Here is a 13,195-nt window from a genome sequence, read left to right as displayed (position 1 = left end):
GAGGTGCTCCCGTCTGCGAACGGGCGTGTCAGCCCCAGGCCGGTTCGCCCGCCTGAGCCTGGGCCTGGGGCTGGTCCGCCGCCGTGCCACGGCGTACCTCGTGCCCCGGGAGACCGGGCCGCCCCAGCACCCAACTGGCCCCGCTCAGCGCCTTGGCGGCCCGCTTCAGCGGGGCGAGACAGGCGGCGGCCTCCCGGTGGTCGGTCACACTGCCGGGCGGGCAGACCACCGTGGCCAGCGAGAGGGTGACCGCCCGCCCTCCGGCCGACCACGACGCGTCCAGCACCGAGGCGGCCAGCGGATCGAGCCCCTCCGGATCGGCGAGCACCAGGAAGTCGTCCCCGCCGATGTGCCCCACCCGGGTGCTCCCCGACTCCGCGCCCTGGAGCGCCCGGCCCACCGCGCGGATCAGATCGTCCCCGGCGGCGAACCCCGCCCCGTCGTTCACCTGCTTGAAGTGGTCCACATCGAGCCAGCTCAGCGCGAACATCCGCCCTTCCGCGATCCACCGGTCCACCTCCCCGGTGATCGCGTCCGAACCGGGCAGCCGCGTCAGCGGGTTGAGCCCGGCCGCCTCCTCCACCCGTGTCTCGGCCAGCGCCCGTACCAGGTCCGCGAGCCGGACCACACCCACACACCGCCCATCGTGGTCGACCACCGCGACATCGTCCGAGGTCCGGTCCCGTTCGCCGTCCGCCACCACATCGAGCACCTCCCACGCCGTGGCGCCGACCCCGACCGTCCGCGGCGGGTCGCCGAGCTTCGCCGCGGGCCGGTCGGCGTACAGCGCATGCCCGTACGGTCCCGACATCGACAGCAGAAAACGCGAGCGGTGCACCGAACGGACCGGTACCCCGTCCGGATCCACCAGCAGCACACCGGACACCTCGGGGGAGCCGGTGAGCAGCGCCCGCACCTGCCCGGCCGAGGCCGTCGCGGGCAGCAGCGCGGCGGGCCGCAGGAACTGGCGCACCGACGGCCCGGTGCGCGGTGCGGGCGGCACCGCGGCGGTCCGGCCCGGAAGGTATACGTCCGCGGTGGGCAGCCGGGACGGAGGCGCGAAAAGGTCGCCCTGCGCCCACTGCGCTCCCGCCGCCGTCACCGCCGCGCACTGCCGCTCCGTCTCCACCCCCTCCACCGACAACAGGGCGCCCAACTCCTCGCACAGCGTGCGCATCCCCCGCACCGCAGCCGGACGCGCCACCAGCGACACGTCGAGCTTCATCAGGTCCGGTGCCAGATCCGACAGCAGCCGCAACGGCAGGTCACCGTCCCCGATCCCGTCCGCGCAGATCCGGAAGCCCTCCCCGCGCAGCACCGCGACGGCCTCCAGCAGGGCCCGGTGCGGCACATGGGTGTACGGCGGCCCGACGTCGACCGTCACCTCCCAGGGCAGCCGCCCCGCCTCGCGCACCGCGTCCACCAGCGCGGCGAGCCCCCCGAGATCGGCGAGGGTTCCGGCGAACACATTGACGTGCAGCGGAAGCAGCGCGTCCATCCGCGCCGCGGCCCCGACGGCCGACGCGGCCAGTCTCCCGTCGAGTTCGGGGTCGCGGCGGGCCTCGGCCAGGATGTCGCCGGTCTCCGGGCGTGCGAGGATCTCCAGCGCGGTGACCCCTCCCGTCGTCAGATTGACCACCGGCTGGAACGCGAAGCGGAGAGTATCCATCCAGGAGGGCACGGGAGCATGATGACGCCACCGCCGCGCCCCGAGGCCCAGTTCATGACCTGTTCACACAGCATTCCCAGGTCGTCACGGAGCGTGTGATCGATGGTGAACGGCCCGCGGAGGCACGCGAACCGGCCGCCCTCACCACCCGCCGACCCGACCGTGCACTGAACTCTCCGGCCCTACCGGTCGGGGTGCGCTCCGGCGCGGGAGCAACGGCCGATCGTCACCGCAGGACGACCACCGCCGAACCATGCCCGAACAGACCCTGGTTGGCCGTGATCCCCACCCGGGCCCCCGCCACCTGCCGCTCTCCCGCACGGCCCTGCAACTGCCGCGTCAGCTCGCACACCTGGGCAATCGCCTGCGCCGGGACCGCCTCCCCGAAGGACGCCAGTCCACCACTGACATTGACGGGTATACGCCCGCCGAGCGCCGTGGAGCCCTCGCGCAGCAGCTTCGCCCCCTCGCCCTCCGCGCAGAGCCCCAGATCCTCGTACCACTGCAACTCCAGGGCCGTGGAGAGGTCGTAGACCTCGGCGAGGGAGAGGTCCTCGGGCCCGACACCCGCCTCCTCGTAGGCGCTCCGCGTGATCGAGGCGCGGAAGGTCTCCTCCGGCGGATCCACCGCCACCGCCGAGTCCGTCGCGATGTCCGGCAGATCCAGCACCGTGTTGGGAAACCGTGGTGTCACCGTCGACACCGCTCTGATGCGCACCGGCTCCGCCGCCCCGTGCCGCCGTGCGAACTCCATGCTCGACAGGACGAGTGCCGCCCCGCCGTCCGAGGTCGCGCAGATGTCGAGCAGCCGCAGCGGATCGGCGACGACGGGGGAGGAGGTGACCTCGTCCGCGGTCACCGGTCTGCGGTACCGGGCGTGCGGATTGAGCGCCCCCATCGCCGCGTTCTTCACCTTGACCCGCGCGAAGTCCTCCACCGTGTCTCCGTGGACCGCCATCCGCCGACGGGCGTACAGCCCGAAGTACGCCGGATTGGTCGCCCCGAGCACCCGGAACCGCAGCCAGTCGGGATCGTCCGGCCGCTCCCCGCCCGCCGGACGCAGAAAGCCCTTGGGTGTCGAGTCCGCCCCCACCACCAGGACCACGTCCACCAGCCCCGCGAGTATCTGCGCCCGCGCCGCCAGGACCGCCTGAGCCCCCGATGCGCAGGCCGCGTACACCGTCGTGGCTCTCGCCCCCTGCCACCCCAGGGCTCTGGCGAAGGTCGCCCCCGCCACATGGCCCGGATAGCCGCCCCGCACCGTGGCCGCTCCCACGATCGAGCCGACCTTCCGCCAGTCGACGCCCGCGTCGTCAAGTGCCGCACGCGCCGCCGCCGTTCCGTACGCGACAAAGCTGCGCCCCCACTTGCCCCACGGGTGCATTCCCGCACCGAGCACCGCCACATCGTCCGTCATACCGCCACCCCCGTCGGCCGCCAGTGCCAGGTCGTCCAGACCGCTTCCGCGTCCTCGTACAGCACGCCGGGGACGATCCGCATCTCCATGCCCACCGCCAGATCGGCGGCGGTCACCCCCGGAACGGCCTGCCCGAGCACCACGATCCGCTCTGCTTCCAGTTCCACCGCGACCAACGCGTAGGGCTCCCACGGAAGTTCCAGGTTCGTCACAAAGGGTGACGGGGGCGGGTAGTGGGCGTCCGTGTACGACCATATTCGCCCCGTTGTGGACAGTGACGCTTCGGTGAGATCCACTCCGCCGCAACCGGGGTTCCGGCAGAAGGTGTCCTCGCGCGGGAAGTGCACCGAGCCGCACGCGGAGCAGCGCGTGCCGAGGAGATGGAAGCCGTCCCCCTCCCCGGCGAACCATCCGGCCACCACGGGGATGAACTCACGCGCCACGGCACCTCCCGGTCAGACATCCGACGACAAGCGGCCGCCGAGCCGGATGGCCCGACGAGCCGAGTGACCCCGACGGCCGGAGTCGCCCGGCGGTCCGAGTTGCCCAACGAGCCGAATGGCCTGCCGAGCCGAATGGCCTGCCGAGCCGAATGGCCCGGCGGGCCGGAGAACCCTTCCCCGACCTGACGGAACGTCAGAAGTGTGTCACGGGCATCGGGAATCCGGCAGCCGTCGGGACAGACCGCAAAGGGAAGACGCCCTCCGCGCGATCGGATACAGTCCGCCCGTGTCCGAATCCCCGTTCCCCTCCAGGGACTCCGTGCCGGGCTCCCACTGCTCGGGGTGCGGAGCGCCCTATGGAGCAGACCTCACCGGCTGGCCCCGAGCCTGTGCCGTCTGCGGCACCGTCGTCTACCGCAATCCGCTGCCGGTCGCGGTGGCGCTCCAGCCCGTGCACGACGCCGAAGGCGCCGCCCTGGTCGTCATCACCCGGACCATTCCGCCCGCACTGGGCGGCATCGCCCTGCCCGGGGGCTTCATCGACCACCGCGAGGACTGGCGGCACGCCGTCGTCCGCGAGCTCGGGGAGGAGACCGGCATCGACGCGGCGGCCCGCGACGTCCGGCTGATCGACGCGATGAGCTCGCCCGACGGCCATCTGCTGCTCTTCGGACTCCTGCCCGAGCGCCCTGCCGCCGATCTGCCGCCGTCCGCCGCCACCGACGAGACGGAGGGCTGGCACCTGCTGCGCCGACCGGCCGAACTCGCCTTTCCGCTGCACACCCGCGCGGTACAGGGATGGTTCGACGGCCAGTACGGGTAAGGCACGGCCGGGACCACATCGGCGCCCAGCCCGCGCCCCGCCCGCACGCACCCTGCCCCGCGCCCCGGCCCGCACAGCCCACCGCGCGCGAGGCCCGCACCCCCGCGCGAACCGCCCCCCCGCGATCGCCCCCGGGCCCGCCCCGCCCCTCAGCACCAGCCCCTCAAACCCAGCCCCTCAACCCCCGTCCTCAACCCCCCGCACCCGCACCGGACACCCCGGCTCCCCCCGGCTCCCGTCCCCCTCCCGCCTCACCACAAGCCGACGGCCCTTCCACCGCACGGTGTAGCTCTCGATCTCCGGCTCTCCCCAGCCGTCGCCCGCGTCCCGCACCACCAGGCCGCCCCCGGCGCGCCCCCGCACCGGCGCCCAGACCTCCAGCTCCAGACCGCCGTCCGCACCCCGCACCGGCAGCACGGCGCCCGCCCGCGCGAACACCGGTATCCGCGCCCTGGACACCTCGACCACCACCTGCCCGGGCCCCTGGTACACCTCCTCGGTCTCCGTGTCGTACCACCGCCCCCGCGGCAGCGAGACCGTCCGCCGCCCGGCGCCGGGATCCAGCACCGGCGCCACCAGCAGACCGTCGCCGAGCAGAAAGGCGTCCTCGCAGTCCCGCAGCCCCCGGTCCTCGGGAGAGCCCCACCACAGCGGCCGTACATAGGGCGCCCCCGTACGGCGCGCCAGATGCGCCAGCGTCACGAAGTACGGCAGCAGACGGCGCCGCTCGTCGAGCGCCGCACGCGCATGGCCGAGGACCTCGTCACCGAACTCCCAGGGCTCCCGGCGTCCGGCCCGCAGGCTCGCATGCGTACGGAAGAGCGGCAGATACGAGGCGAGCTGGAACCAGCGCAGATACAGCTCGGGCGACGGACTGCCGTCGAAGCCCCCCACATCCGGCCCGGAGTACGGCACTCCGCACAGTCCGAGGCCCAGCACCAGGGACAGCGAAGCGCGCAGCCCGGGCCAGCCCGTGGCCACATCACCGGACCAGGTCCCCCCGTAACGCTGCATCCCCGCCCATCCCGAGCGGGAGAACAGGAACGGCCGCTTCCCGGGAGCCAGCCTCCGCAGCCCCTCGTACCCGGCCCGGGCCATGCACAGCGCATACACGTTGTGCGCCTCCCGGTGGTCGCCCCCGCGGCCCTCCAGCGCATGCCGGGCCGAGCGGGGCAGTGTGTTCTCCCCGAAGGCCGTGAAGGACACCGGCTCGTTCATGTCGAACCACAGACCCTCGAAACCCTGCGCGAGACGCTCCTGAAGCAGCCCGCCCCACCACTGCCGCACCCGAGGGTCCGTGAAGTCCGGATACACCGACTCCCCGGGCCACACCAGCCCCTCCACCGGTCGGCCCGAGGCGTCGCGAACGAACGCGTCCTCGGCGCTCCCGGCGTCGAACACGGCATCGCCCGGCTCGGCCTTGACCGCCGGGTCCACGATCGAGACCAGCCGGATGCCGTCCCGGCCCAGCTCCGCGGCGAGCGAGGGCAGATCCGGGAAGCGCTCCCCGTCGACCGTGAACACCCGGTGGCCGTCGTAGTGATCGATGTCCAGATGGACGGCATCGAGCGGAAGGCCATGCTCCCGATAGCCCGCGACGACCCGCCGCACCTCCCGCGCGCTGCCGAACCCCCACCGCGCATGATGGTGCCCCAGAGCCCACGCGGGCGGCACCGCCGCGGCCCCGGTCAGCGACGCCCAGACGCGCAGCACCCGCGCCGGAGTGCCCACCACCACCCAGCAGCGCAGCGGCCCGCCCTCCATCCGCACCTCGCAGCTGCCCGGCCGGTCGTGCCCGGAGCCCGCACCCTCCTCACCCTCGCGCAGGATCACCGTGCCGTCCCACGACGAGTCGAGGAACACCAGATGAGTGGCCGCGTCGGCGACCACCATCTGCACCGGCATCGTGATGTACAGCGGATCGTCCCCGGGCCCGAAGGGGCGGCCCGGATCCGTGTTCCACAGCCGGTAGGCCCCGTCCCGCAGACGAGGGCCCGCCGCCCGTCCGCCCAGCCCGAAGAACCGGGCGTCCGACGCCACTTCGGACCGCTGCGTCCAGCGGCCCCCGCCCCCGTCCACGGGCTCCCACCAGCGCGGCGGCAGCTCCCGCCGCAGGGTCACGCCACCCGGTGTGCGCACCTCGATCGCACCGTGCCGCGACACCGCGACCGTGACGCGCTCCGCCACCACCCGCCAGCCGCCGTCCTTGTCCGGCTCCAGCACGGCCCGCGGATCCGGCGCGGGACACCGGCCCGCCAGCGCGTACGACGGCTCCGGCTCCGCCCCGTCCCAGCCCCAGAACACCGCCCCGTTCACCGCCACCCTGATCCGCAGCTCGGTCCGCGCGAACCGCACGATCCCGCCCCCCGGACCGGGCTGGGCACCCTGCACGGGACCGGGCACCCGCGCCCGCTCCGCACCCCGCCGCGGCAACCCGGCGGCGTCGGCACGCCTCCTGCGCCACGCGGCCCGCACGGTGCGCAGACCCTGCACCGCACCCCCCGAACCGACCGCCTTCACCGAACGCACCAGGTCACGACCGTTCATGCTCCTCACCCTGTCATCGACATCCCCGCCCCAAGGCGCCGTTCAACTACCGTTCACCCGAGCCCGGGGAACAGGTTCACGACGCCGGCCAAGCGGGGCGCACCCTGGTGCAGAAGTCGATCACATGGCATCGTCCCTGTCAGCCGCGTACCGCGCACACCCCAGCACGTGCGCGACTCACGCACACCACGCGTCCAGTCCGGGAGCCGACCCATGACCTCAGCGAAGCCACTGCCGCTCTGGCAGCCCGACGCCGACCGCATCGCCCGGGCGCAGATCACCAGGTTCCAGGCCTGGGCGGCGGAGCACCACCAGGCCCCTGCCGAGGGCGGCTACGCGGCCCTGCACCGCTGGTCGGTGGACCAGCTCGACACCTTCTGGGAAGCCGTCACCGAGTGGTTCGACGTACGCTTCTCGACCCCCTGGACGCGGGTGCTCGGCAGCCGGTCCATGCCGGGCGCCGCATGGTTCCCCGGCGCCACCCTCAATTACGCGGAACACGCCCTCCGCGCCGCGGCCGACCGCGCCGACGAACCGGCCATCCTGGCGGTCGACGAATCCCAGGAACCCCGCCCGGTCACCTGGGCCGACCTGCGCCGCCAGGTCGCCTCGCTCGCCCATGAACTGCGCGCCCTCGGCGTACGCCCGGGCGACCGCGTCAGCGGCTACCTCCCCAACATCCCCGAGGCCGTCGTCGCCCTCCTCGCCACCGCCGCCGTCGGCGGGGTGTGGACCTCCTGCGCCCCCGACTTCGGCGCGCGCAGTGTGCTGGACCGCTTCCAGCAGGTCGAACCCGTCGTCCTGTTCACGGTCGACGGCTACCGCTACGGCGGCAAGCAGCACGACCGCCGCGAGACCGTCGCCGAGCTGCGCCGCGAACTGCCCACCCTGCGCGCCGTCGTCCACATCCCGCTGCTCGGCACCGAAGCCCCCGAAAACGCCCTGAACTGGGCAGACCTGACCTCCGGCGACATCGAGCCCGTCTTCGAACAGGTCCCGTTCGACCACCCCCTGTGGGTGCTGTACTCCTCCGGCACCACCGGCCTGCCCAAGGCCATCGTCCAGTCCCAGGGCGGCATCCTGGTGGAGCACCTCAAGCAGCTGGGCCTGCACTGCGACCTCGGCCCCGGGGACCGCTTCTTCTGGTACACCTCCACCGGCTGGATGATGTGGAACTTCCTCGTCTCCGGCCTCCTGACGGGCACCACGATCGTCCTCTACGACGGCAGCCCCGGACACCCCGACACCGGCGCCCAGTGGCGCGTGGCCGAGCGCACCGGAGCCACCCTCTTCGGAACCTCCGCTGCCTACGTCATGGCCTGCCGCAAGGCCGGAGTGCGTCCGGCACACGACTACGACCTCAGCCGGGTGCAGTGCGTCGCCACCACCGGATCCCCGCTGCCGCCGGACGGTTTCGCCTGGCTGCACGACGAGGTCGGCGACGACCTCTGGATCGCCTCCGTCAGCGGCGGCACCGATGTGTGCTCCTGCTTCGCCGGAGCCGTCCCGACCCTCCCGGTGTACATCGGCGAACTCCAGGCCCCCTGCCTCGGCACCGACCTCCAGGCCTGGGACCCCAGCGGCCGCCCCGTCGTCGACGAGGTCGGCGAACTGGTCGTCACCAACCCCATGCCCTCCATGCCGATCCACTTCTGGAACGACCCCGACGGCAGCCGCTACCACGACAGTTACTTCGACATGTACCCCGGGGTGTGGCGCCACGGCGACTGGATCACCCTCACCTCCCGCGGCTCCGTGATCATCCACGGCCGCTCGGACTCCACCCTGAACCGCCAGGGCGTACGCATGGGCTCCGCCGACATCTACGAGGCCGTCGAACGCCTCCCGGAGATCAAGGAGTCCCTGGTCGTCGGCATCGAACAGGCCGACGGCGGCTACTGGATGCCCCTCTTCGTGCATCTCGCCCCCGGAGCGGTCCTGGACGAGGCGCTCCTGAAGCGGATCAAGCAGACCATCCGCGAACAACTCTCCCCGCGCCACGTCCCCGACGAGGTCATCGAGGTCCCGGGCATCCCCCACACCCTCACGGGCAAGCGGATCGAGGTCCCCGTCAAACGCCTGATGCAGGGCACCCCCCTGGAGAAGGCCGTCAACCCGGGCTCCATCGACAACCTCGAACTGCTCCACTTCTACGAGGACCTGGCCCGCAAACGCGCCTGACCCCTCCGGCCGCCCCCCGCCCCCAGCCCGCCGGTCACCGCGACCGGCGGGCATTGTCAGCGCCCCTGATTACTGTGTGTGATGACCGATCGACTGCATGCAGGGGGAGCCATGACACACACCGAGCACCGGACCATGCGGCGCATGCTGCGCCGCGAGATCGCCGGCACCGTCGGCCTGCTGACCGACCAGGACGACTTCACCGCGATGCGGCGCTATCGCAGCTTCGCCTTCGACGACCACACGACCTACCTCGAACAGATGGAGGCCCTGCTGAGGACCCTCACCGCCGAGGGCACCCACACCACCGTCACCCTCTTCGACCCCCAGGAGTACGCCGCGTTCTGCGCCGACCGCGGCCTGGAACCCGACGCCCCGTCCAGCCGTACCCGCTTCACGGCCGAACTGGCCGCCACCGGGCCGGTCATCCCCTACGAGGGCCAGCCCCTGGAGGAGCTGCTCCCGGACCTCGTCGACGAAGCCGTCCGCCGGATCACCTGGCAGTACGCGACCACCGTGCTGTCCGGCCTCGGCGCCTGCGCCTCCTGCGGCGAGGACATCGGACACGCCGCCTGCGCCCGGGCCTCCCATCTCCTCACCCGCGTCCTCGACACCGCGGGCCCCGGCCACCGCCATCTCGTGTGCAGCGTCTCGGTGCCCCCCGAAACCCTGGTCGCGGTACTCCACGCGGACGAGGAACCCGACGGCACACACCGCATCGACGAGGCGGAAGCCCTGGAATTCACCACCGTCCTCGCCCTGGGCATCGCCACCCGTGCGGCCGGCGGACTCGTGATGCGCACCACCGCGCCCGACAGCACGGACCGGGTGTACGGCTGGCGCCTGCGCGGTGAGCGACTGGAGCCTCTCACCGCCGGAGAGGTCTTCGACGCCTACTGCACCGATGTCGAGACCGGCGACCTCGTCTCCCCGGAATCCGGCGTCGACTACAGCACCCCACCCGACCTCGACGACGAACCCATGCGGGACCACCCCCACTGACCGGGGCGTGCCCTAAGCGGCACGCGAAGGGGCGCCCCACCTATCGGTGGCGCGCCCCTGAGCAGAAAAAATCCGACGCCACGGCGCCGTTCCGGCTACTCGCCGGACAGCACCGCCTGAGCCGCCTTGCGCGCATCGTCCGCGGTGTCCGCCGCACGCGCGGCCGACGCGGCACGCTCGCACTGCGCCAGCGTGTACTTCGCCAGCGTCGCCCGCACATACGGAAGCGACGCCGCCCCCATGGAGAGAGAGGTGACACCCAGGCCGGTCAGCACACACGCCAGCAGCGGGTCCGAGGCGGCCTCGCCGCACACACCGCAGCTCTTGCCCTCGGCCTTGGCGGCCTCCGCGGACAGCGCCACCAGGTCGAGCAGCGCGGGCTGCCACGGGTCCTGGAGACGCGACACCGCACCCACCTGGCGGTCCGCGGCGAAGGTGTACTGCGCGAGGTCGTTCGTCCCGAGCGACAGGAACTCGACCTCCTGGAGGATCGACCGTGCCCGCAGCGCGGCTGACGGGATCTCCACCATCGCGCCGAACTTCGCCCGCAGCCCCGCCTCACGGCAGGCGTCCGAGAACGCCTTGGCGTCGGTGCGGTCGGCGACCATCGGCGCCATGACTTCGAGATAGACCGGCAGCCCCTCGGCGGCCTTGGCCAGCGCGGTCAGCTGCGTGCGCAGCACCTCCGGGTGGTCCAGCAGCGTCCGCAGGCCCCGCACACCCAGCGCGGGGTTCGGCTCGTCGGCCGGGGTCAGGAACTCCAGCGGCTTGTCCGCACCCGCGTCGAGCACCCGTACGACCACACGGCCCTCGGGAAAGGCCTCCAGCACCTGCCGGTACGCCTCGACCTGCTTCTCCTCGGAAGGAGCCTGCTTGCTGTCGTCCAGGAAGAGGAACTCTGTGCGGAACAGACCGACACCCTCGGCACCGGCCGCGACAGCGGCCGGCACATCCGCGGGACCGCCGACATTCGCCAGCAGCGGCACCTTGTGCCCGTCGGCCGTGGCCCCCGGCCCACTCGACGCCGCGAGCGCTGCCCTGCGCTCCGCCGCGTCCGCCTCGAGCCGAGCCTTCCGGTCCTCGGTCGGGTTCACGAAGATCTCACCGGTGGAGCCGTCCACGGCGATCATCGTGCCCTCGGCCAGCTCAGCCGCACCCGGGAGCGCCACCACGGCGGGGACACCCAGTGCGCGGGCCAGGATCGCGCTGTGGCTGGTCGGCCCGCCCTCCTCGGTGACAAAGCCCAGCACCAGAGCCGGGTCCAGCAGAGCCGTGTCGGCGGGGGCGAGGTCACGTGCCACTAGGACATAGGGCTCGTCGCTGTCCGGGACACCGGGCATGGGGACGCCGAGAAGACGGGCGACGATGCGGTTCCGCACGTCGTCCAGGTCGGCCACGCGTCCGGCGAGATACTCCCCGGCACCGGCCAGCAGCTCCCGATAGGCGGCGAAGGCGTCGTACACGGCGCGCTCCGCTGTACTGCCGACGGCTATTCGGCGGTCCACATCCGCGCTCAGCTCCGGGTCCTGGGCCATCAGGGCCTGGGCCTCCAGCACGGCCTGCGCCTCACCGCCCGCGAGATGGCCCCGAGCGGTCAGATCGGCCGCCACGGCCTCGACGGCCTGGTGCGCACGGTTCTGCTCGCGCTCGGCCTCCTCCGCCGGGATCTGCTTCGCCGGCGGTTCCAGCACCGCCGTGCCCATGTGCCGGACCTCGCCGATCGCCACACCGTGACTCACACCGACGCCTCGCAGCGTTGTCTCCATCTCACCCGTCTCCGAATCGTGCGGCGAGCCCCGCCACCGCGATGGTTGTCTGTTCTGCCGCATGCGCTACGGCAGCGGCGTCACTGCCAGGCGAAGAGCTGGTCGCCCGACTTCACATCGCCGTCCTCGCGGAGACCGGAGAGGGCATCGGCCGTGGCCTCGAGAGCCACGACGGGGCACACGGCCGACTTACCGGCCTGCTCCACGGCAGCCGGGTTCCAGCGCACGATGCCCTGACCGCGCGTGACGGTGTCGCCCTTGTTGACGAGCAGCTCGAAGCCCTCGCCGTTGAGCTGCACGGTGTCGATGCCCAGGTGGGTCAGGACGCCATGGCCCTCTCCATCCACTACGACAAAAGCGTGAGGGTGAAGCGAGACGATGACCCCTTCTACAGGGGAGACGGCCTCCACGGGCTCGCGCACGGGGTCGATCGCCATACCGGGCCCGACCATCGCTCCGGAGAAGACGGGGTCGGGCACTGCGGCCAGTGCGATCGCACGTCCTGCAAGAGGGGACGTCACGGTGGTCATGGGAAGCCTCCCGGGGGGTGGAGATTCAAATGGGCCGTCACTGCCTGTCCCGGACGGCGCACTGAGCAGCAGCGTATGTCATATGAAGTGACGGTTCCGCATGAGACATATGGGTTGACAGGCCCAGGAGTACGGCCCAGGCGATTTGCGCCCCACCATGGCTGCGTGTACAGTCGTACTCCTGCCTTGGGGCGAGCGATGCTGACCAAGCGTCCTGTGCCCGGCAGCACCCAACTTGTCAGATCCTATCTCGGGATCACTTCTGCATGTCTGCAGACAGTGGTCAGAGAGACGGAAAAACACTGATAGAGTTTGGAAAGCCGGAAAGGGAAACGCGGAAGCGGGAACCTGGAAAGCACCGAGGAAATCGGATCGAGAAAAGGTCTGATAGAGTCGGAAACACCGAAGGGAAGCGCCCGGAGGAAAGCCTGAGAGAGTCTCTCGGGTGAGTACAAAGGAAGCGTCCGTTCCTTGAGAACTCAACAGCGTGCCAAAAGTCAACGCCAGATATGTTGATACCCCGTCCATCAGGCTACTGATGGTCGAGGTTCCTTTGAAAAAACACAGCGAGGACGCTGTGTGCGAGGGGATTATTCCTCCTCTCGCACCGCTCTCGTGGTGTTGCACCGGATAACCGGTAAACATTCACGGAGAGTTTGATCCTGGCTCAGGACGAACGCTGGCGGCGTGCTTAACACATGCAAGTCGAACGATGAAGCCCTTCGGGGTGGATTAGTGGCGAACGGGTGAGTAACACGTGGGCAATCTGCCCTGCACTCTGGGACAAGCCCTGGAAACGGGGTCTAATACCGGATAA

Annotated in this window: 9 protein-coding genes and 1 rRNA gene; 4 read left to right on the top strand and 6 right to left on the bottom strand. The window is 71.5% G+C overall.

The annotated features are described in order from the left end of the window. Positions 1-28: 28 nt before the first annotated feature. The 3 genes from ACIHAA_RS10795 to ACIHAA_RS10785 form a co-directional block, all read right to left on the bottom strand. Positions 29-1,681, bottom strand: coding sequence for a GGDEF domain-containing protein (locus ACIHAA_RS10795; protein ID WP_399815488.1), 1,653 nt, complete (start codon positions 1,679-1,681; stop codon positions 29-31). Positions 1,682-1,895: 214 nt separating this feature from the next. Beyond that, positions 1,896-3,086, bottom strand: a complete 1,191-nt coding sequence (locus ACIHAA_RS10790) for a lipid-transfer protein (RefSeq protein WP_399815487.1) — start codon at positions 3,084-3,086, stop codon at positions 1,896-1,898. Next, complete coding sequence (locus tag ACIHAA_RS10785) at positions 3,083-3,508, bottom strand: Zn-ribbon domain-containing OB-fold protein (protein ID WP_399816113.1); 426 nt, start codon at positions 3,506-3,508, stop codon at positions 3,083-3,085. Before ACIHAA_RS10785 ends, ACIHAA_RS10790 begins: the two co-directional genes overlap by 4 nt. 307 nt (positions 3,509-3,815) lie before the next feature. Here ACIHAA_RS10785 and ACIHAA_RS10780 point away from each other — a divergent pair, with 307 nt between their 5' ends. Further along, positions 3,816-4,352: an NUDIX domain-containing protein gene (locus ACIHAA_RS10780; protein WP_399815485.1), complete on the top strand. Its 537-nt coding sequence runs from the start codon at positions 3,816-3,818 to the stop codon at positions 4,350-4,352. A gap of 177 nt (positions 4,353-4,529) precedes the next feature. On the opposite strand, the gene ACIHAA_RS10775 is transcribed toward ACIHAA_RS10780, so the two are convergent. Next, the gene (locus ACIHAA_RS10775; protein ID WP_399815484.1) at positions 4,530-6,899 is read right to left on the bottom strand and encodes a glycoside hydrolase family 31 protein; all 2,370 of its coding nucleotides are present in this window, start codon (positions 6,897-6,899) and stop codon (positions 4,530-4,532) included. Between the two features lie 213 nt (positions 6,900-7,112). On the opposite strand from ACIHAA_RS10775, the gene ACIHAA_RS10770 reads away from it, so the two are divergent. Both ACIHAA_RS10770 and ACIHAA_RS10765 read left to right on the top strand, forming a co-directional pair. After that, positions 7,113-9,080 (top strand): acetoacetate--CoA ligase, encoded by a 1,968-nt coding sequence (locus ACIHAA_RS10770; RefSeq protein ID WP_399815482.1) that lies wholly within the window; start codon positions 7,113-7,115, stop codon positions 9,078-9,080. A gap of 111 nt (positions 9,081-9,191) precedes the next feature. Next, complete coding sequence (locus ACIHAA_RS10765) at positions 9,192-10,082, top strand: hypothetical protein (protein WP_399815480.1); 891 nt, start codon at positions 9,192-9,194, stop codon at positions 10,080-10,082. 95 nt (positions 10,083-10,177) lie between these two features. On the opposite strand, the gene ptsP is transcribed toward ACIHAA_RS10765, so the two are convergent. Further along, positions 10,178-11,848 (bottom strand): phosphoenolpyruvate--protein phosphotransferase, encoded by a 1,671-nt coding sequence (gene ptsP, locus ACIHAA_RS10760; protein ID WP_399815479.1) that lies wholly within the window; start codon positions 11,846-11,848, stop codon positions 10,178-10,180. A gap of 80 nt (positions 11,849-11,928) precedes the next feature. Next, entirely contained in the window at positions 11,929-12,378 is a 450-nt protein-coding gene (locus ACIHAA_RS10755; RefSeq protein ID WP_399815477.1) for a PTS glucose transporter subunit IIA, read from the bottom strand. Between the two features lie 644 nt (positions 12,379-13,022). Here ACIHAA_RS10755 and ACIHAA_RS10750 point away from each other — a divergent pair. Then, positions 13,023-13,195 (top strand): 16S ribosomal RNA (locus tag ACIHAA_RS10750); the annotation flags it as partial.

The sequence above is a fragment of the Streptomyces sp. NPDC052040 genome (assembly GCF_044548405.1).
GTDB lineage: Bacteria > Actinomycetota > Actinomycetes > Streptomycetales > Streptomycetaceae > Streptomyces.
The sequence above is the reverse complement of the archived record's forward strand: the minus strand, read 5'-3'. Positions and strand labels throughout refer to the sequence as shown.